The organism is Okibacterium sp. AC114, assembly GCF_979253355.1.
In genome coordinates, this window is sequence record NZ_CEEDBR010000001.1 from 2,295,704 (window position 1) to 2,316,165 (window position 20,462).

Sequence of the window (20,462 nt, forward strand, 5' to 3'; positions counted from 1 at the left end):
TCACATATTCGTGAGGGGGTCTTCGTTATGCGGCGGGGAGCCGGAGCCGGGTTACCGGGGCAGCTCAGTCCGCGAGGGGCGTGCGCGTCAGGACGACGAGCGTGTGCGCTCCGAGCGTCGGCGTGGCCGTGTAGTCGCCCGAGACGAGGGCCTCGGACCATCCGGTGTAGCGTGCCGCCAGGGCGTCGGGCAGCTCGACGGTGTCGACTCCCAGGTTGACGAGGATGGCGACATCCGGTCGTTCGATCACCAGAAGCGTCTCGGCGGGGGCGTGCACCGTGACGTCGCGGAACGACGGGTCGGTGATCGACGGGATGCTGCGGCGCAGGTGAATGAGGCGGCGGTAGAGCTCGAGCGTGCGGCCGTGGATGCCGTCGCCCTCGATCTCGCCCCACTGCAACTTCGAGCGCTCGAACGTCTCGGGGTCTTGCGGGTCGGGAACGATGCTCGGGTCCCAGCCCAGTTTGGCGAACTCGGCGATGCGCCCCTCGGCCGTCGCCGTGCCCAGCTCGGGCTCGAGGTGCGACGTGAAGAACTGCCACGGTGTGGATGCGGCCCATTCCTCGCCCATGAACAGCATGGGCGTGAAGGGCGACAGCAGCGTGAGGCCCGCGGCGAGTGCCAGCTGGTTCTCGTCGAGCGTGGCCGTCAGGCGATCGCCGATGGCGCGGTTGCCGATCTGGTCGTGGTTCTGGTTGCACACCACGAGACGCCACGCGGGCGTGCGCAGCGTGTCGATGGGCGCTCCGTGGTGGTGGCCGCGGAACGACGAATACGTGCCGTCGTGGAAGAAGCCGCGCGTGAGCACCTTGACGAGGCTCTCGATGCCGGCGAAGTCCGAGTAGTAGCCGTCGTGTTCGCCCGTGACGTTGGCGTGCACGGCGTGGTGGAAGTCGTCGGACCACTGCCCCGCCATGCCGATGCCGCCCGCCTCGAGCGGCGTGATGGTGCGCGGGTCGTTGCGGTCGGATTCGGCGATGAGAGTGAGCGGCTTGTTCAGGCGGGCGCTCACACGCTCGGTCTGGATGGCCATCTCTTGCAGGATGTGGGTGGCCCGGTCGTCGCGCAGAGCGTGAACGGCGTCGAGGCGCAGGCCGTCGACGTGCATGTCGGTGAACCAGGAGAGCACGTTGTCGACGATGTAATCGCGCACGGCATCCGACTCTTCGCCGTCGAGGTTGAGCGACGCGCCCCACGTGTTGCTGCTGCCGTCGTGCAAGTAGGGGCCGAATTTCGGCAGGTAGTTGCCCGAGGGGCCGAGATGGTTGTAGACGACGTCCTGGATGACGGCTAGCCCGCGCTGGTGGCACGCGTCGACGAACCGCTGGTAGCCGGTCGGGCCGCCGTACTGCTCGTGCACGGCGTACCACAGCACGCCGTCGTAACCCCAGTTGTGCACGCCGTTGAATCCGTTGACGGGCAGCACCTCGACGAAGTCGATGCCGAGCTCGACGAGGTGGTCGAGCTTCTCGATGGCGCTTTCGAACGTGCCGCCCGGCGTGAAGGTTCCGATGTGCAGCTCGTAGATGACTCCGCCGGCGAGCGGACGGCCCGACCACGCGTGGTCGCCCCAGGCGTAGGCCGAGGCATCCCAGGTGCGCGAGAGCTCGTGCACACCCTTCGGCTGGCGGCGCGAGCGCGGGTCGGGGAACGGGCCTTCGCCGTCGAGCAGGTAGCCGTAGTCGACGTCGCCGGCAGCGGATGCCTGAGCCACCGTGTCGGCGGGGGCGACGAACCAGCCGTCACCGGCCGGTTCGAGGGCTACCGTGTCGCTGCCGACGACGAGCTCGGCGTTGTCGGCGCGGGGCGCCCAGACGGAGAACGGTTCGTGGCGGGTCATGATGTTCCTTCGGCATCTGGCTGGGCGAACGTGTCGGTCGGGGTGTGGTCGGGGGCGTGCTCGACGTCGGCCTCGATCGAGCCCTCGGCACCGGCCTCGACCGAGCCCTCGGCATCGGCATCGGCACCGCTGTCGCCCTCGTCGCGCACGAGCAGTGCGACGGGCAGCGCCGTGAGGATCTCAGCGGCCGTCACCTCGCCCGACCCGATGGGACGCCCGCTGAGCGCGTCGCGCCAGCGGCCCTCGGGAAGCGCGACCGTGGTGCCCTCCCAGCCGCCGCGAGCGGCGAGGCCGATCGGCAGACGCGTGGCGAGCGTGATCGCTCCCCCGCGGTCGAACGAGATGAGGTGCGCGGCCGCGGGCCCCGACACGGTCACGGGCGCATAGCCGGTGAACAGGTCGGTGCGGTCGCGCGTGAGCGTCAGCGCACGCTGCGTGACGAGCAGCTTGGCGAGCCCGTCGTCGTTCACGGCCGGCACGGTGCCGGACTCGAGCGCGTCGAGGCGGTCGAGCGTGGCGATATGCGCGTCGTAGTCGATGAGGCGACGGTTGTCGGGGTCGACGAGCGAGTCCTCCCACAGTTCGGTGCCCTGGTAGACGTCGGGGACGCCCACGGAGGTGATCTGCACGAGCTTGGCGGCGAGCGCGTTGCTGCGCCCGGCGTCGTTCACGCGCGCCACGAACGACGTCACGAGCTCGTTGACGGTCTCGTCGTCGAACGCGGCGTCGACGGCCGCGTGCATGCGCGCCTCGAACGCCTCGTCGGGTGCCGTCCACGTGGTGGAGTTGCCCGCCTCGCGTGAGGCTTTCTCGACATAGGCGTGTGCGCGTTCGCGGCTGAGCGGCCAGGCGCCCACGATGGCCTGCCACAGCAGGTTGTCGAAGGGGCCGTCACCCGTCGAGCCGTTGGGCGTCGCGCGGATGCCGCGCAGCGTCTCGGCCCACTCGCCCGGAATCTCGGCGATGGTGCTGATGCGGGCGCGCACGTCTTCTCCGCGCTTGGTGTCGTGCGTCGAGAGCGTCGTCATGGCGCGCTCCCACCGCCCGACACGCTCGGCCTGCACACGATGGAACTCGGCCGTGTCGGTGGCGAAGATGCTCGGGTCGGCGCCCACCTCGGTGAGCGACGTAAGGCGCGTGTAGCGGTAGAACGCCGTGTCTTCGACGCCCTTCGCCATGACCATGCCGGAGGTCTGCTGCAGGCGGCGCGCGGCCGGCTCGGAGGGGTCGGCGAGACGCTTGACGAGGGCCGAGATCGTGGGTTCGAGCTCGGGGCGACGGGCCGCGGCATCCCCCGCTGCCACCATGAGAGGAGCACTCGAGCCCTCTGGCAGGTAGCTGCGATAGACGGGGAAGCTGGCCAGGATCTCGCTCAGCGCATCGATGGTGTTGTCGTCGTTGGCCTGACCCAGCTCGCGCGCCAGGCGCAGGGTCTCGCTGCCGAGGATTCCCGTGGCGATGCCGCGCTTGGTGTCGTGGATGAGGTCGGCCCACGTGGGTGCCTCGCCCATCTCGGTCTGCGCGCGCAGTTCGGCGTCGATGGCGTCGAGCGCCGACTCGCCGGCCGGGTCGACGAACAGGCGGTCGATGGTGGCCAGCATGTCGTAGCCCGTGGTGCCCGCCGTGCGCCACTCGGTCGGCAGCTGCTCGCCCGGCTCGGTGATCTTCTCGACCAGGAGGTAGGCGTCGCCCGTGAGAGCCGAGAGACCCTCGAGGTAGCCGGACGGGTCGTACAGGCCGTCGGGGTGGTCGATGCGCAGGCCGTCGGCCAGTCCCTCCTGGAACCAGCTCTCGATCTCGACGTGCGAGGCGTTGAACACCGTGGTGTCTTCGACCCGGATGGCGGCCAGCGTGTTGACCGCGAAGAACCGGCGGTAGTTCAGGTCGGTGTCGGCCAGCTTCCAGTGCACCAGGCGGTAGTTCTGGCGCTCGTGCACCGACAGGGCATAGTCGGATGCCTCGGCGTCGAGCCCCTCGGTGGTGCCGGGCGCGATGGGGTAGCGGTTCTCGTAGTAGTGCAGCTGGTCGCCGACCACTTCGAGCCCGTCGCCCGATTCGTCGCCGAGCACGGGGATGACGAGCTTGCCGCCACCCGCTGCCCAGTCGACGTCGAAGAAGGACGCGTACTGGGAGGCCTGACCGTGCGTGAGGACATCCCACCACCAGCCGTTGATGTGGGGCGTTGCGACCCCCACGTGGTTGGGCACGATGTCGACGAGCACGCCGAAGCCCATCTCGTGGGCCCGCTCGGCGAGGCGCGCGAAGGCCTCGCGGCCCCCGCGCTCGTCGTCGACCTTCGTGTGGTCGACGACGTCGTAGCCGTGGTTCGACCCCGGTTCGGCCTTCAGGATGGGCGACAGGTAGATCCAGTCGACGCCGAGACGCTTCAGGTAGGGAAGCACCTTGGCCGCGTCGTCGAACGTGAAGTCCTTCTGCAGCTGCAGGCGGTAGGTGTTGGCGGGGATTCTCATCAGACCTCCGGTGATCCCGATTCGATGACAGGGTGGCTGGCCGTCTGCGTGAGGCTTTCGGCAATCGAGTCGTCGGCCGCGATGGGCTTCTCGACGTGTTCGCGCAGCACCACGATGGAGCGGCCGGCGACGGTGAGTTCGCTGCCGGCGGGCAGGGCACTCAGCCCCGCGACTCCCCCGGCGGTGTTGATGACGGTGTCCCACTTCTCGGAGTATTCGGCCGGCGGCAGCGTGAACGGCACATCGGTGTCGGACGCGTTGAACGCCAGGATGAAGTGCTGGTCGGTGACCTCGCGGCCCTGACGGTCACGCCCGCGGATGCCGTTTCCGTTGAGGAACACGGCGACGGCCTTGGCGTAGCTCGAGTCCCAGTCGCTCTCCTCCATCTCGGCGCCGTTGGTGTTGAGCCACACGATGTCGGGCAGCGGGTCTTCGTTGGTGCGCGACACGGGTCGGCCGTCGAAGTAGCGGATGCGGCGGAAGGTGGGGTGTTCGCGGCGCAGGCGGATCACGGCAGAGGTGAACTCGATGAGCGACTCGTCGGCCTCGGCCCAGTTGAGCCAGGCGATCTCGGAGTCCTGCGCATAGGTGTTGTTATTGCCGTGCTGGGTGCGCCCCAACTCGTCGCCGTGCAGCACCATCGGCACGCCCTGCGAGAGCAGGAGGGTGGCGAGGATGTTGCGCTGCTGCCGCGTGCGGATGGCGAGCACGGCGGGGTCGTCGGTTTCGCCCTCGACGCCCGAGTTCCACGAGCGGTTGTGCGATTCGCCGTCGTTGTTGTCTTCCCCGTTGGCGTCGTTGTGCTTCTCGTTGTAGGAGACGAGGTCGCGCAGCGTGAAGCCGTCGTGGGCGGTGACGAAGTTGATGGATGCCACGGGGCGTCGTCCGTCGCGCTCGTAGAGGTCGGCCGAACCCGTGAGACGGGCCGCGAACTCGCCGAGCGTAGAGGGCTCGCCGCGCCAGAAGTCGCGCACGGTGTCGCGGTACTTACCGTTCCACTCGGTCCACTGGGGCGGGAAGTTGCCCACCTGGTAGCCGCCGGGGCCGACATCCCAGGGCTCGGCGATGAGCTTGACCTGCGAGACCACCGGGTCTTGCTGCACGAGCTCGAAGAAGGTGGCGAGCTTGTCGACGTCGTAGAACTCGCGCGCCAGCGTGGACGCGAGGTCGAAGCGGAAACCGTCGACGTGCATCTCGTTGACCCAGTAGCGCAGGCTGTCCATGATCAGCTGCAGGGCGTGCGGGTGGCCCACGTTGAGCGAGTTGCCCGTGCCGGTGTAGTCCATGTAGTACTGCTTGTCGTCGTCGACGAGGCGGTAGTAGGCCTCGTTGTCGATGCCGCGCATGGAGAGGGTGGGGCCGAGGTGGTTTCCTTCGGCGGTGTGGTTGTAGACCACGTCGAGGATGACCTCGATGCCCGCGCGGTGCAGGGCGCGCACCATGGACTTGAACTCCTGCACCTGCTGGCCGGCGTCGCCCGTGGACGAGTAGCCGTTGTGCGGCGCGAAGAAGCCGATGGTGTTGTAGCCCCAGTAGTTGCGCAGGCCCTTTTCCTCGAGAGTGGAATCGTGCACGAACTGGTGCACGGGCATGAGCTCGATGGCGGTGACGCCCAGGCGCTCGAGGTGCTGGATGACCGAGGGGTGCGCGATTCCGGCGTAGGTGCCGCGCTGCTCTTCGGGAATCTCGGGGTGCATCTCGGTGAGGCCCTTGACGTGCGCCTCATAGATGACGGTCTCGTTGTAGGGCGTCTTCAGCAGACGGTCGCCCTCCCAATCGAAGAACGGGTTGATGACGACGCTCTTCGAGGCGAAGGGGGCGGAGTCGTCTTCGTTGCGCACGGTCGGGTCGTCGAAGCTGTAGGAGTACATCGCCGGGTTCCAGTCGATCTCGCCCTGGACGGCCTTGGCGTAGGGGTCGAGCAGAAGCTTCGACGGGTCGGAACGCTTGCCGGATGCCGGGTCGTACTCGCCGTGCACGCGGTAGCCGTATGCCTGCCCCGGGTGCACCTGCGGCAGGTAGGCGTGCCACACGTAGGCGTCGACCTCGACCAGGTCGACGCAGTGCTCGGTGCCGTCGGTGTCGAACAGGCACAGCTCGACGCGATCGGCCGTCTCGCTGAAGATGGCGAAGTTCGTGCCACTGCCGTCGAAGGTCGCTCCGAGCGGGTAGGGGTTTCCGGGCCAGGTTTCCATCAGTATCCATTCGTGCGGGGGTTTCCGTCCGCGGGAAAAGCCCGGGCGGAGAGGTTCAACAAGAGGTCCAACGGTATTCAGCTTCGTATCGATCGTACGGGGAACCACCGACTCCGCTCTCCCCCTTGCGCCGAGAGCGGGCGGGGCTAGCGTGGGATGAGGACGGGCTGCTATAGCCGATCCGGCAACGTGCGGCGACGCATCCGCTCACCGCCCGATGACACGAGAGAAGGAGGGCCACATGGCCACGCAGGAAGAACTCGACAACATCTCGAAGGTTTTGACCAAGGCGCGCATCGCCACCCTCACGACGGTCGCCTCGGACGGCGCGCTGCACAGCCGCCCGCTGGCCCTGCAGGAGCGGGAGTTCGACGGCGACCTCTGGTTCTTCACGCCCAAGCCCACCGAGAAGACCGACGAGATCGCGCAGAACCCGAACGTCAACGTGGCCGTGCACGGCGGCGACGGCTACCTCTCGATCGCGGGCACGGCGTCGATCGTGACCGACGAGGCGAAGATCGACGAGCTGTGGGGCCCGTCGGCCGAGGCCTGGTTCGAGAAGGGCCGCGAAGACCCGCGCATCGCTCTCGTCAAGGTCAGCGCCGACTCGGCCGAGTACTGGGTGAACAACGACCCCAAGATCGTGACGTTGTTCAAGGTGGCCAAGGCCACGACGCAGAAGAAGTCGCCCGATGTGGGCGAGAACGAGGCCGTCGAACTCTGATGCAAGGGGTCCGGGGTGCCGTTCGCTCGGGGCGGAACTCCGGGCCCGCTGTCAGAGGTCACGGCTACGGTTCGAGCATGACTGATGACTCCGGCGAGCCCGACTACTCCGACCTGCGTGATTACGCCGCGATCGGAGACGGCCGCACGGTAGCCCTCATCGGCAAGCGGGGCCAGGTCGACTGGCTGCCCATCCCCAATCTCGACAGCCCGCCCGTCTTCGCCGCCATCCTCGATGCACAGACGGGCGGATGCATCCAGCTCGCGCCCGTCGACGATTTCGACGTCAAGCGCCGCTACGTTCAGGGCACCAACGTGCTGCAGACCACGTTCACCACGGCCAAGGGTTCGGTGCGCGTGACCGACGCCCTCGTCACGGGCATCGCGGGCCGCCTGCCGTGGGCCGAGTTCGCGCGCCGCATCGAGGGCCTCGAGGGCTCGGTGAAGATGGCCTGGAAGGTGCAACCCGGCACCAAGCTCGGCACGGCCTCGCCGTGGCTGCAGACCACCACCGAGGGCACGATCATGCGCGTCGGCCACACCAACATCGCCGTCACGGGGCTCGATCACGGTGTCTCGAAGCCCGGCGAAGACGACGCGAACAGCGGGTCCATCCGCGGCGAGTTCACCACGCGCTCCGATTCGCGACACCTGCTCGTCATGGTCGCCACCGACAACGAGCCCCTGCACTTCCCCGTGCCCGAGAACGTCGACAAGGGCATCGACCGCACCATCGACAACTGGCGCATGTGGTCGCGCGAGTTCCACTACTCGGGGCCCTGGGCGCCACACGTGCAGCGCAGCGCGCTCGCCCTCAAACTGCTCATCTACAGCCCCACGGGTGCCATCGCGGCCGCGGCAACGACGTCGCTGCCCGAAAACCCGACGGGCGGCAAGAACTGGGACTACCGCTTCGCGTGGGTGCGCGATCTGGCCTACACGGCCCACGCGCTCGTGCGTTTCGGGCTGCGCGAAGAGACCCAGGCGGCCATCTCGTGGCTGCTGCGCACCATCAAGGAGAACGGGCCCGACCTGGCGGTCTTCTACGACCTCGGCGGCAACGTGAGCGACGGCGTCACCACGCACGACGTTCCGGGTTGGCGCGGCGTCGGCCCCGTCGTTTCGGGCAACCCGGCGCACGGGCAGCTGCAGCTCGGCGTGTTCGGTGACCTCTTCGACATCTGCCGGCTCTACGTCGACGCGGGCAACGTGCTCGACGTCGAGACGGGACGGCTGCTCGCATCCATCGCCGATCGCACGTGCGACCTGTGGCGCAACCGCGACGCCGGCATGTGGGAGCTGCCCGAAGAACAGCACTACACGTCGTCGAAGATGGGCTGCTGGCAGGCGCTCGACGCGGCCGTGCACCTCGCCGACCTCGGCCAGGTGGCCGGCAGCTCCGAGCGCTGGGCCGCCGAACGTGACCGCATCAAGGCGTGGGTCGACGAGAACTGCTGGAACGAAGAACTCGGCAGCTATGTCATGTTCCCGGGCACGACCGACCTCGACGCGTCGGTGCTGCTGCACGGGCCGAGCGGGTTCGAGCGCGGCGAGCGCATGTCGCGCAGCATCGACGCCCTGCAGAAAGAGCTCGGGCGCGGTGCCCACATGTACCGCTACTCGGGCGTCGAGCAAGAGGAACACCAGTTCGTGGCGTGCGGCTTCTGGGCCGCGTCAGCGCTCGTGTGTGTGGGCCGGCACGACGAGGCGATCGGGCGCATGAACAAGCTCGTCAAGACATCCAACGACGTCGGGCTCTATGCCGAGATGATCTCGGAACACGACGGGTCGTTCTGGGGCAACCTGCCGCAAGGCCTCAGCCACCTGGCCCTCATCAACGCGGCGATCACGATCGAGGAGTTGACCGAAAAGTGACCACGCCCACCGCAACCGTTTTTCGCGACACCCACGCAATCCTCGTCGAGAGTATTTATTGGGATGCCTCGACCGACGAGTTGCGCTGGGCCGACATCACCGCGGGCACGCTGCATCGCGGCCGGCTCGACGACCCCGCCGACGGGTCGCGCGATTGGGCCACACGGTTGCCGCCGCCCCTGCCCTCATTCCAGCCCACCGTCGACGGCGGGTTCGTGGCGGCTCTCGGCGACCGCGTCGTGCTGCTCGACGAACAGGGCACGATCGTGCAGACGCTCGCCCAGATCCAGCACGCCCACCCCGATATGCGCCTCAACGAAGGCAAATGCGACCCGTTCGGGCGGTTCGTCGTCGGGGCGATGGGCGTCACGCGCGACGACCCCGACGCGGCCGTCTATTCGGTCGACCCCGACGGCACGCTGCGCACGCTACACGGCGGCTTCGGGGTGACCAACGGGTTCGAGTGGTCGGACGACGGCTCGATCATGTACCTCACCGACACCAGCACCTCCACGGTCTATCGGGCCGACTACTCCCCCGACGGGGCGCTCGGCGAACTCGAGCCCTTCCTCGTGGGTCAGCCCTCCGACGGGCTCGCACTCGACACCGACGGCAACTTCTGGAACGGGCTCTCCGGCGCGGGCAAGGTCGTGCGGTGGGATTCCGAGGGCGACATCACGCTCGAAATCGAAGTCCCCGTGCCCAACGTCACGAGCGTCGCGTTCGGCGGCCCCGGCCTCGGCACCCTGTTCATCGGCACCTCGCGAGACGGTCTCGCCGAAGAAGACCTGCAATCCGCGCCGCTCTCGGGCGGCATCTTCCGCGTCGACGGCCTCGCCACCGGCCGCCCCGTCAACCGTTTCGGGAGCGCACCCAGCAACCCGAGCTAAAGCACAGCGAACGCCCGAGTGCTACCCCTCGCCACGGGGACATCCCGGTCGTACGCTTAACACGGGCTACTCGAATGGCTCGTTTGCCACCAACAGATCCCGCCCACGAAAAAGGAGTCGCATATGACCACCACACTCGAACGCCACGTCGAAGCACCCGCCGGCGCGGGCGCCAAGACCACCCGCCGCCAGAACGCCGAAAAGGGCTTCAAGGCGTCGAAGACCCTCACCGACAACATGCAGAAGGTGCTCGTCGACCTGATCGAGCTGCACCTGCAGGGCAAGCAGGCGCACTGGAACGTCGTGGGCAAGAACTTCCGCGACCTGCACCTGCAGCTCGACGAAATCATCGACGCCGCGCGCGAATTCAGCGACGAGGTCGCCGAGCGTCTGCGCGCACTGCATGCCGTGCCCGACGGCCGCAGCGACACGGTCGCCGCCACCACCACGCTGCCCGAATACCCGCACGGCGAGATCGACACCGCTGAGACGGTCGACCTCATCACGGTCCGCCTCGAGAACACGGTCGGCACTATGCGCGAGGTCCACGACGAGATCGACGAAGAAGACCCCACGAGCGCCGACATCCTGCACGCCATCATCGCGAAGCTCGAGCAGTACGCGTGGATGGTCAGCGCCGAAAACCGCGTCACCTCGCGCACCAAGTAACACGCGCGACGCACCACCCGAAGCCCCGGCCCGCCTTTTGGCGGCCGGGGCTTCGTCGTGCGCGCTGGTGTCCCCCGCACCAGCGCCCAGGTTGCCGATTCGCGCGCACCTAAGCTCGGGGCCACTGATCTGGAAGGACGCCTCATGAAACAACTCGGCCTCGTCTTATTACCCCTCGCATTGAGCATGCTCTTCGGCCTGGTCGCCTGGCTCCTCACGGAGACCGCCTGGATCACGACGGTGGCCACAACTCTCCCGATTGCTCTGCTGCGCCCCATCCTCAAAAAAGTGCGAGCTATCAATCAAGCTGAGTATCAAGCCAAGCAACGCCGTCGACACTCGCCTTCGGAGCCAGGCGACACGCCGGCGAAGTGACCAAGATTCTCGACCATTCTGTCGCCCTACCTGAGAAGGGCGATTCCCGCGAGATGGCGGCTGCAGCAGGCGCGGGGCGGACGAAAAAGGTCCGGGACACGACCTCCCCCGAGAGTCGTGTTCCGGACCTTCCGCGACGGCTGCGGCATCCGAGGATGCGCCGCCGGGCGGACTAGCTAGCTGGCGGGCTAGTGAACCGCGGTGCCACCCGTGACGGCGATGGTCTCGCCGCTCGTGTAACTGGCTTCCTGCGAGGCGAGGTAGACATACGTGCTCGCCAGCTCGGCCGGCTGGCCGGGGCGACCGTAGGCGGCCTCCGAGCCGAACGACTCGATCTTCTCGTTGGGCACGGCCGACGGCTGCAGCGGGGTCCAGAACGGGCCGGGAGCGACACCGTTCACGCGGATGCCCTTCTCCGCGAGCTGGGCCGCGAGGCCACGCGTCACGTTGACGATGGCGGCCTTGGTGCCGGCGTACTCGATGAGGCCGGGCGAGGGGTTGAAGCCCTGGATGGACGACGTGGTGATGATCGCCGCACCGGGCTTGAGGTGCTTGAGCGCTGCATCCGTCAGCCAGAAGAGCGAGTACACGTTGGTCTTGAACGTGTGGTCGAGCAGCTCGGTGGTGAAGTCGTCGAAGCTGTCGACGGTCTGCATGTAGCCGCCGACCATGACGAGGAGGTCGAGGCCGCCGAGGGCTTCGACGGCCTTCTCGACGAGCTCATAGTTGAACTTCTCGTCGGTGAGGTCGCCGGGGATGAGCTCGACCTGGCGGCCGGTCTCTTCGAGCACCTTCTTGGTGTCTTCGGCGTTGGCCTGCTCGTCGGGCAGGTAGTTGAGCACGACATCCGCACCCTCGCGTGCGAAGGCGATGGCGACCGCTCGGCCGATGCCCGAGTCGCCACCCGTGATGAGCGCCTTGCGACCGGCGAGACGGCCGTGACCGATGTAGCTCTCTTCGCCGTGGTCGGGCTTCGGGTCCATCTGGAACGTGTCACCCGGGTCGGGCTGCTGCTGCGGCTTGAAGGGCGGCTGCTTGTACTGAGTCAGGGGGTTCTGCGGTTCGTAGATGTTCGACATGATTCAACGCTAGGCGCGCATCCTTCGGGGCGCGCGGGGTTGACCAACAGGCGCAGAAGCCCTAGGCGCGCAGCACTCGGACGCCGAGTGCGCCGATGCCGGTGACCGTGGCGTCGCTCAGGCCCGCGTCGCTGACGACGACGTCGACGTCTGCGACATCCAGAGCCTTGTATTTGCCGAATGTGCCGTATTTCGAGCTGGCCGCGACGAGCACGGTCTCGCTCGACACCGAGACGGCGGCCTGCTTCACCTCGACCTTCGACTCGGCGGGCGTCGTGACACCGCGTTTGAGGTCCCACGAGCTGGTCGAGATGAACGCGACGTCGACCACGAGCTCGCGCAACATCATGGCCGCGAGGCGCCCCACCGTCGACTGGTTGTGCGTGTCGACGCGGCCGCCGACGAGCAGCAGTTCGGTCGTCGGGTGATCCATGAGTTCGCGCGCGATGGCGACGTCGTTGGTGACGACCGTGAGGTCTCGGCGCTCGGCCAGGTGCGGCACCATGGCGAGCATGGTGGTGCCCGCGTCGAGGTAGATGGTCATGGCATCGCGCACCAGCGTGGCGGCGACGGCGGCCATGGCGGTCTTCTCGGCCGAATCGACGAGCGCCTTCTCGTCGTGGCTGGGCTCGACGTGCAGGCGGCTCGCGATCTTGGCCCCACCCGGCACCGACAGCGCGCGGCCCTCTTCTTCGAGCACCGAGATGTCCCGACGGATGGTCATGTGGCTCACGTCGAGCAGGGCCGACAGCTGATTGAAGCTCAGCACCTGTTCGCGGCGCAGGTGTTTCAGGATGAGTTCGCGGCGCTGCTCGGGAATGAGCGGGGCGAGCTCTGCGGCATCCGATCCCATGTCGTCCCCTCCCCGTTCGGTGTGTTGTCGTGCGGCGCTGTGTAGAAGATTACCGCTCGGGCGAGTCCCAGTTCGAGCCGTGCGCCGCGGTGAGCGCGGCGATCTCGTCGGCGGCGAGCAGGCGGCGCGGTTGCCCGGCCGTCACGAGCGCGATGCGGGCGGCCTCTTCGACCTCGATGGCCGCGTCGAGGGCGGCGTCGAGCGTGGCACCGCTCGTGATCTGCCCGTGGTTCTGCAGCAGCGCGGCATGAAAATCGAACGGGATGTCGAGCAGCAGGTCACCCAGCTCGGGCGAGCCCGGCGCGCGATAGGCGACGAGCGGCGTCTGGCCGGCCCGCATGACGAAGTAGGGCGTGAGGGGCGGCAATGCGCTGTTCTCGGCCCACGGTTCGAGACAGGATGCGGCGACGGCCTGCGCCGAATGCACGTGCACCACGGCGGTGTGGGTCGGGTTCTTGCGATAGAACGCCAAGTGCAGGGATGCCTCTTTCGAGGGTTTGTCGCCCGCGAGCCACTCGCCGCCGATCGTCAGCACCGACAGGCGCGCCGCATCGAGGCGCCCGAGGCTGGAACCGCCGGGGGTGATGAGCACGCGGTCGCCGACGCGCACGCTCACGTTTCCGCTCGAGCCAGGGCTGAGGCCCGCGTCGACGATGCGCACGCCCGCGTCGACCAGGGTCTCGGCGGCCGAGGCGAGCGCGCCGGCATCGGGGTGTGTCGAGACATCCTCGCGCGTGTGGAGGGGTGAGGTGGTCATGGGTGCAGAACCTTCCAGGCGGAGGTGAACATGTCTTCCGAGCCGAAGTTGCCCGATTTCAGTGCGATGTCGACGAGCGTGCCGTGGGCCGTGTGGCCCTGGGCCCAGCAGACGCCGGGGGCGATCTCGGCGCCGATCACGAGTTCCGAGAGGCCGAGCGCCGTGACGGTCGAGCCCGAGGTCTCGCCTCCCGCGACCAGGATGCGGGTCACCCCGCGTTCGGCAACGCTCGCCACCAGCGCGCCCAGGTGCTGCTCGATGAGTTCGGAGGGGTGCGGGCGGTCGACGGGCGCGAGGCCATCCGGATAGCGGTAGGAGGCGGCGAGGTCGTCGAGCGAGTCGACGGCGTAGACGAGTGGGGGTCGCGGTGACCCGTCGGCGTTCTCCTCGTGGGCATGGGAGAGCACCCAGTCGACGGCCCGTTCGAGCTCGGCCGGAGCGTCGTCGATGAGCGCCTGCACGTCGATCTTGCGCGTGGGCAGGTGCGCACGCCCATGCGCCACCTGGGCGCGGGTCATCGATGAAGCGCTGCCCGAGACGACGAGGCTGCCGGCGTGCGGGCGGGCGGACACATCGGGTGTGTCGTCGGTGCCGGCGAGGGCTGGCGAGGTCTGCTCGGCATCACCCTGCGGAGGCGTCAGGCCGAGCGCAAGACCCGAGCCGCCCGAGACGAGCACGTCACCCGCGGTCGCACGGGCGATGGTTTCGAGCTGAGCGTCGGTCGCGGCATCCACGACCACGTAGCGCGCGGACGAGTGCGACAAAGCCTCGGCGAGCGCCTCACTCCCCCGGTCGACCACGTCGGCGAACACCTCGCCCACCGCAGCGGATGTCTGGGGCGCCAGCAGCTCGGCCACGCGCGACCGGCGCATGGGCGTGAGCGGGTGGTCTTTCATGGGCGATTCGGCCAGCGGAACGCCGTGCACGCTCAGGATGCCGCCCTCGACCGTGCGGCCGTTGGCGGGGAACGACGGCACGACGACCACGCGGCCGGCATCGAGCCGCTCGGCCAGCGCATCGAGCACGGGGCCGATGTTGCCCTCGTCGGTGGAGTCGAACGTGCTGCAGTATTTGAGATAGAAGCGATCGCAGTCGAGCGACACGAGCACGTCGAGCGCGCGCAGCGAGTCGGAGACGGCGGTGGCGACGGGCGCGGTACGACTCTTGAGCGCGATGATGACGGCATCCGGTTGCTCTGCCAAGCCGCGCACGCGGGCCTCGGCGGCATCGAGCGCACCACCCGGGATGACGACGACACGGAACCCGCGGCGGGCCAGATTGGTGGCGAGGTCGGTGGCCCCGGTGAAGTCGTCGGCGATCGCGCCCAGTCTTCTCACGGATCGAACTCCTTCTGTGGGGTGGCAACGGCGGTGGTGGCAGCAGGACTAGTCAAGCACGTTGTTAAGATCTGTGCACATATTTGACAATAGTATAAATCCGTCCTAACTTGTGTGAAACGCTGTGAGGCACGCTCGGTGCCCCGTTCAGAGGAGAACCCGGTACCACGATGACGTACGCCCACACGGCCCCGGCCCCATCCGAACCCATTACCGTCGCCCTCACGGGTGCGAGCGGAGGCTTCGGCCGCACGTTCCTGGCCCAGCTCGCCATCATCCCCACCATGCGCCCGAGCGTTCTCGTCGACCTCAACCTCCCCGCGCTCTCCGCCCTGCTCGACGACCTCGGCTACGACCGCTCGACCTGGCAGATCGTCGACTCGGCCGCCGATGTCGAGAGCGTCGTCGCCGACGGCCGCACGGCCCTCATCTCGGATGCCGCGCTCCTCGTCCCCTCCTCCTACCGCGTTCTCGTCGAGGCTACGGGCAACATGCGAGCCGGATTCGCCTTCGCGCGCCAGGCTCTCGATGCCGAACGCCACGTGGTCATGGTGAGCAAAGAAGTAGAGAGCCTCTCGGGCGTCTTCCTCTCCGAACTCGCCCGCGAGCGCGGCGTCAGCTACCAGCCCGGCATGGGCGACCAGCCCGCCAACCTGCTCGCCCTGCTCTCCTGGGTGCAGGCGGTCGGCCTCGAGGTCGTCGCCGTCGGCAAATCGAGCGAATACGACCTCACCTACGACCCCGCCACCGGCATGGCCCGCCAGCTGGATGTCGACACGCACGCCCCGGCCCTCGGCGACCTGCTCGAGCTGGGCGACGACCTCGCCGCCACACTCGCCGCCCGCCACGAGGCCACGCGCGCCTTCAAACGCGCCGCGGCCGCCGACTACTGCGAGATGGCCGTCGTCTCGCAGTACACGGGTTTCACGCCCGACGTCGAGACCATGCACTACCCCATCGCACGCCCCGACGAGCTCGCCGACATCTACTCCCTGCGCGAGCACGGAGGAATCCTCGAGAACGAAGGCGCCACGGATGTCTTCAGCATGCTGCGTCTGCCGGGCGAGGCCAGCTTCGCGGGCGGCGAGTTCGTCATCGTCAAGACGCACGACGCCGAGACTTGGCGCATGTTGCGCGGCAAGGGCCACGTCGTCAGCCGCGACGGACGCTACGCCGCGATCTTCCACCCCTACCACCTGATGGGCATCGAGACGCCGCTCTCGGTGCTGAGCGCCGTCGACCCGCACCGCGTGGCCGCCGACCCGCGGCAGCACACCATCCTGTCGGGTCGTGCCGAGATCGACCTCGCCGCCGGCACCCCACTCACGGTTGCGGGCCACCACCACGAGATCGCCGGTGTGGCCCCCGTGCTGCGCGCCACGCCCGAGACCGCGCCCAACGTCGCGCCCTTCTATCTGCTGGGCGGCTGCACGCTGTCGCGAACCGTCGCCGCGGGCGAACTCATCACGATCGACGACCTCGACGGCGTCGACCTCAACCTGTGGGCCGCGTTCCAGGCCGGCCGCGCCCTGTCGGGAGGCACCGAGTGAGCACGCCGCAGCACGCTGAGCCCGCCGCCTCCACCCTCGTGCACCCCAACGGTGTGCGCGCGGCCGACCTCGCCATCCTCGACGCACACCACCACTTCTGGGACTTCGAGGGCGACGGCTACTACCCGTGGCTGCAGGGCGAATACAACGACGCCTTCTTCCTCGGCGACTACACGGCCATGCTGCAGACGTTCCTGCCCGAGCAGTACCGCCGCGCGACCGCCGGTTTCCGTGTTGTCGGCACCGTGCACGTCGAGGCCGAGCGATCCCGCACCGAGCAGGTCGCCGAGAGCCTGTTCCTCGAGGGCCTGCACGAAGCGGATGCGGCGTTCCCCGCCGCGGCGGTCGGACACGTCTCCTTCACCCAACCCGATGTGGCCGAGGTGCTCGACGCGCACGCCCGCATCGAGTTGATCCGCGGCATCCGCTCGAAGCCCGTCACGGCCGCCACCGCGAAACCCGGCGACTCGGTGTTCGGCCAGCCCGGCACCCTGCAGGACCCGCACTTCGTCGCGGGCCTCGCGCTGCTCGAACAGCACAACTTCTCGTGGGACCTGCGCGTTCCGTTCTGGCATCTCGCCGAGGCGGCCGACGTGCTGGCCGACCTGCCCGGCATCCCCGTGGTCGTGAACCACTGCGGGCTGCCGCTCGACCGCTCCGACGAGGGGCTCGCCGCCTGGCGCGCCGGCCTCGAGAAGCTCGCCGCCCTGCCGCAGGTGACCGTGAAGGTCTCTGAACTCGGGTTGCCGCGCAACCGCTGGGACCGCGCCTCCAACGAGCGCGTCGTGGCCGACACCGTGGCGATCTTCGGGGCCGACCGCTCCATGTTCGCCTCGAACCTGCCCGTCTCGACGCTCACCGCCCCCACCTTCGGCGAGATCGTCGACACCGTCTTCGCCGCGCTTCCGGGCGCCACGCCAGACCAGCTCGAGAGCATCTTCTCGGGCACGGCCGCCCGCTTCTACCGCGTGCGGCTGCCCGGCGCCTCCCCCGCCTGAGCAATCCTCAGCTACCCGCAGCACCGCACCACCGCACCACCGCACCACAGCACCAACGCACCACCGCATCACCCCGAAGCATCACCCCCGCATCCCCGCTCCCGCAGCACCCACACGAGAAGGACCCGACATGGGCGTCAACGACGACAAGCTGTTCCGCAAGATCTATACCCGCATTCTGCCGCTCGTCATGGTCGGCTTCTTCCTCTCCTACCTCGACCGCGTCAACGTCGGGTTCGCCAAACTCGAGATGAGCTCGGACCTCGGCTTCTCGGATGCCGTCTTCGGCCTCGGCGCCGGCGTGTTCTTCATCGGTTACTTCATCTTCGAGATCCCCTCGAACCTGATCCTCTCGAAGGTCGGTGCGCGCGTCTGGATCGCCCGCATCATGATCACGTGGGGCATCATCTCGGGATGCATGTTCCTCGTGAACTCGGAGTGGCTCTTCTACCTGCTGCGCTTCCTCCTCGGTGTCGCCGAGGCCGGCTTCATCCCCGGCGTGCTCTATTACATGTCGCAGTGGTTCCCGGCCAGCCGCCGCGGCCGCGCGTGGGGCATCTTCTACCTGGCGCTCGCGCTGTCGGGTGTCATCGGCGGCCCGCTCTCGGGCATCATCCTCAACAGCACGCACCAGGTGTTCGACCTGGCCGGCTGGCAGTGGCTGTTCATCATCGAGGCGATCCCCACCGTCATCCTCGGTTTCGTCATTCTCAAGTTCCTCAAGGAGGACTACCGCACGGTGACCTTCTTGACGGATGCCGAGAAGAACCGTCTCGGCGAGATGCTCGATGCCGAGCGACCCGTCGGCGGTCACGCAAAATTGGTGGATGTCTTCAAAAGCCCCCTCATCTGGCTGCTGGCGCTCATCTACTTCTCGTACAACTTCGCGCTCTACGGCATCAGCTTCTGGCTGCCCAGCCTCATTCAGGGACTCGGCATCGAGGGGTCGCTGCAGATCGGCTTCATCTCGGCCATCCCGAGCCTCGCGGCCATGGTCGCCATGGTGTTGTTCGGCTTCAGCTCCGACCGCCACGGCGAGCGCAAGAAGCACATCGCGGCGGCCTTCGCGCTCAGCTGCGCGGGCTTCATCATCTGCGTGGTCGCGGGCCCGAACCCCGTCGTGGGCATCATCGGCCTGAGCCTCGCAAATGCGGGAGCCCTCGCCATCCCGGCCATCTTCTGGAGCTTCCAGACCGCCATGCTCACGGGCACGGCGCTGGCCGGCGGCATCGCGCTCATCAACTCGACGGGCAACCTGGCCGGTTTCGCGGCGCCCTACCTCATCGGCTTTGTGCGCGATGCGACGGGAAGCCCCAACATCGCACTGGTGGTGTCGGCCGGATTCATGGTGCTGGGCGCCGTGCTGGTGTTGTCGGTGCGGGCGGCGAAGAATGCCCGCGTCGAGCAGCCAGCCGATCCGGCGCTAACCGGTCGCGGCTAGCGCTCCAGACCGGGCGTGACCCCGGGGGCCCACTCCGGGTCACGCCCTCCCCCTCCCCTTCCCCGCATCCCTCGCCTCGAACCATCCTGAGGAGCTTCCCGTGAGCCAGACCCGCATCAGCCCCGACGCCGCGCGGCGTTCGCCCCGCCCCACCAACATCCGGTGGAGCGTCGTCATCATCCTGTTCGTGTTCTACACCGTGAACTCGATCGACCGGTCCGCGCTCGGTGTCGCCCTGCCGTCGATCAGCGAGGACTTCGAACTGACGGCGACCATGAAGGGCGTCATCCTCAGCGCCTTCTTCTGGACCTACTGCCTGCTGCAGATTCCGGGTGGTCTGGCCGCCGACCGCTTCGGGCCGCGCAAGGTCATCGGCATCGCGTCGGCCATCTGGGGCACGTTCACGGCGCTCACGGGCCTGGCGGTCAACGGCTTCATGCTCATCCTCGCCCGCCTGGGTCTCGGCGCGTTCGAGGCACCCTACATGGCGTCGGCGTCGAAGCTCGTCTCCAACTGGATGCCGCCCAAGCGCCGCGCCTCGGGGGTGACGCTCATCGACTCGGGGGCGCCCCTCGGTGCCGCGTTCGGTGGTCTGCTCATCGCGTGGTTGATCACGGCGACGGGTTCGTGGCGCTGGTCGTTCGTCATCGTCGGCATCTCGACGGTGGTCATCGGGTTCCTCGTGTTCCTCTACATCCGTAACCACCCGTTCGAGCACAAGCTCGTGAACGCGGCCGAGGTCGAGCTCGTCAGCGCCGAGGACGAGGCCGAGGGCCCGAAGCCCGGCGTGAGCGCCAAGAACGTCACGGCTATGGTGATCGGCCGCCTCGGCTGGGCCATGGTGTTCTGGGGTCTCGTCACGTGGGGCCCCACCTACCTGAGCCAGGCTCGCGGTCTCGACCTGCAGGCCATGGGTTTCGCCACCTTCCTCATCTTCCTGTGCGGCGCCGTCGGCGAGATCCTCTCGGGTTTCCTGGCCGACAAGCTGCAGAAGCGGTTCTCGCGCAACTTCTCGTTCAAGCTGCTCTTCGGCGGTTCTGGCGCGCTCAGCCTGGCCGCGCTCATCGCCCTGCCCTTCGTCTCGGATGCCACGACCGCCGTCGTGCTGCTCTGCGTCGGTGTCTTCTTCAACCTGTTCGGCGGGCTCTACTGGACCATCCCCGCCATGCTCGCCAAGAAGGAGAAGGTCGGCCTCGTGGGCGGCGTCATGAACTTCGCGGGCACCTCGGCCGGCATCATCGTGCCGATCGTCGCCGGTGTGCTGCTCGATGTCACAGGCGATTTCATCGCCGTGCTCGTGTTCCTCGCGGCCGCCGCGGCCGTCTACCTGGTGGCGTCGCTGTCGATCAACTTCGAGGGCAACAAGCAGGCTCCTGTCGCGCCGACCCGCACCCCCGAGAAGGTCTGAC

General features: G+C 68.0%; 16 protein-coding genes. 9 read left to right on the forward strand and 7 right to left on the reverse strand.

Annotation, left to right across the window (positions count from 1 at the left end):
* Positions 1-64 precede the first annotated feature (64 nt).
* Genes treZ through glgX form a run of 3 tightly spaced genes read right to left on the reverse strand, consistent with a single transcriptional unit; the run spans position 65 to position 6,506 of the window.
* Positions 65-1,840, reverse strand: coding sequence for a malto-oligosyltrehalose trehalohydrolase (treZ, locus tag ACZ6IE_RS10645; RefSeq protein WP_464607922.1), 1,776 nt, complete (start codon positions 1,838-1,840; stop codon positions 65-67).
* Positions 1,837-4,311, reverse strand: coding sequence for a malto-oligosyltrehalose synthase (gene treY / locus ACZ6IE_RS10650; RefSeq protein WP_464607923.1), 2,475 nt, complete (start codon positions 4,309-4,311; stop codon positions 1,837-1,839). The genes treZ and treY overlap by 4 nt, the downstream gene beginning before the upstream one ends.
* Positions 4,311-6,506: a glycogen debranching protein GlgX gene (gene glgX, locus ACZ6IE_RS10655; protein ID WP_464607924.1), complete on the reverse strand. Its 2,196-nt coding sequence runs from the start codon at positions 6,504-6,506 to the stop codon at positions 4,311-4,313. Before glgX ends, treY begins: the two co-directional genes overlap by 1 nt.
* A 241-nt stretch (positions 6,507-6,747) precedes the next feature.
* Between glgX and ACZ6IE_RS10660 the strand changes: the two genes are divergently transcribed.
* The 5 genes from ACZ6IE_RS10660 (at position 6,748) to ACZ6IE_RS10680 (ending at position 11,038) form a co-directional block, all read left to right on the forward strand.
* A complete protein-coding gene (locus ACZ6IE_RS10660; protein ID WP_077055210.1) occupies positions 6,748-7,230 on the forward strand; it encodes a pyridoxamine 5'-phosphate oxidase family protein in 483 nt (160 codons plus the stop codon).
* Positions 7,231-7,307: 77 nt separating this feature from the next.
* On the forward strand, positions 7,308-9,104 hold the full coding sequence (locus ACZ6IE_RS10665) for a glycoside hydrolase family 15 protein (RefSeq protein WP_464607925.1): 1,797 nt from the start codon (positions 7,308-7,310) through the stop codon (positions 9,102-9,104).
* Positions 9,101-9,994, forward strand: a complete 894-nt coding sequence (locus ACZ6IE_RS10670; RefSeq protein WP_464607926.1) for an SMP-30/gluconolactonase/LRE family protein — start codon at positions 9,101-9,103, stop codon at positions 9,992-9,994. The genes ACZ6IE_RS10665 and ACZ6IE_RS10670 overlap by 4 nt, the downstream gene beginning before the upstream one ends.
* A 123-nt stretch (positions 9,995-10,117) precedes the next feature.
* On the forward strand, positions 10,118-10,663 hold the full coding sequence (locus ACZ6IE_RS10675; RefSeq protein ID WP_077055207.1) for a Dps family protein: 546 nt from the start codon (positions 10,118-10,120) through the stop codon (positions 10,661-10,663).
* Between the two features lie 144 nt (positions 10,664-10,807).
* Positions 10,808-11,038, forward strand: coding sequence for a hypothetical protein (locus tag ACZ6IE_RS10680; protein ID WP_464607927.1), 231 nt, complete (start codon positions 10,808-10,810; stop codon positions 11,036-11,038).
* A gap of 188 nt (positions 11,039-11,226) precedes the next feature.
* Here ACZ6IE_RS10680 and ACZ6IE_RS10685 read toward each other — a convergent pair whose 3' ends face one another.
* The 4 genes from ACZ6IE_RS10685 to otnK all read right to left on the reverse strand — a co-directional run bounded on the left by ACZ6IE_RS10685 (position 11,227) and on the right by otnK (position 15,064).
* Positions 11,227-12,117, reverse strand: coding sequence for an SDR family oxidoreductase (locus ACZ6IE_RS10685; RefSeq protein ID WP_464607928.1), 891 nt, complete (start codon positions 12,115-12,117; stop codon positions 11,227-11,229).
* Between the two features lie 61 nt (positions 12,118-12,178).
* Positions 12,179-12,970 carry a DeoR/GlpR family DNA-binding transcription regulator gene (locus ACZ6IE_RS10690; protein WP_464607929.1) on the reverse strand — a complete coding sequence of 264 codons (792 nt, stop codon included), beginning with the start codon at positions 12,968-12,970 and terminating at the stop codon, positions 12,179-12,181.
* A 49-nt stretch (positions 12,971-13,019) separates the two neighbouring features.
* Positions 13,020-13,727 carry a class II aldolase/adducin family protein gene (locus tag ACZ6IE_RS10695; RefSeq protein ID WP_464607930.1) on the reverse strand — a complete coding sequence of 236 codons (708 nt, stop codon included), beginning with the start codon at positions 13,725-13,727 and terminating at the stop codon, positions 13,020-13,022.
* Positions 13,724-15,064 carry a 3-oxo-tetronate kinase gene (gene otnK / locus ACZ6IE_RS10700; RefSeq protein ID WP_464607931.1) on the reverse strand — a complete coding sequence of 447 codons (1,341 nt, stop codon included), beginning with the start codon at positions 15,062-15,064 and terminating at the stop codon, positions 13,724-13,726. Before otnK ends, ACZ6IE_RS10695 begins: the two co-directional genes overlap by 4 nt.
* Before the next feature lie 170 nt (positions 15,065-15,234).
* Between otnK and ACZ6IE_RS10705 the strand changes: the two genes are divergently transcribed.
* The 4 genes from ACZ6IE_RS10705 to ACZ6IE_RS10720 all read left to right on the forward strand — a co-directional run bounded on the left by ACZ6IE_RS10705 (position 15,235) and on the right by ACZ6IE_RS10720 (position 20,461).
* Positions 15,235-16,614 carry a homoserine dehydrogenase gene (locus ACZ6IE_RS10705; RefSeq protein ID WP_464607932.1) on the forward strand — a complete coding sequence of 460 codons (1,380 nt, stop codon included), beginning with the start codon at positions 15,235-15,237 and terminating at the stop codon, positions 16,612-16,614.
* Positions 16,611-17,612, forward strand: coding sequence for an amidohydrolase family protein (locus ACZ6IE_RS10710; protein ID WP_464607933.1), 1,002 nt, complete (start codon positions 16,611-16,613; stop codon positions 17,610-17,612). Before ACZ6IE_RS10705 ends, ACZ6IE_RS10710 begins: the two co-directional genes overlap by 4 nt.
* A gap of 130 nt (positions 17,613-17,742) precedes the next feature.
* On the forward strand, positions 17,743-19,053 hold the full coding sequence (locus ACZ6IE_RS10715; RefSeq protein ID WP_464607934.1) for an MFS transporter: 1,311 nt from the start codon (positions 17,743-17,745) through the stop codon (positions 19,051-19,053).
* A gap of 100 nt (positions 19,054-19,153) precedes the next feature.
* Positions 19,154-20,461, forward strand: a complete 1,308-nt coding sequence (locus tag ACZ6IE_RS10720) for an MFS transporter (protein WP_464607935.1) — start codon at positions 19,154-19,156, stop codon at positions 20,459-20,461.
* Position 20,462 lies beyond the last annotated feature (1 nt).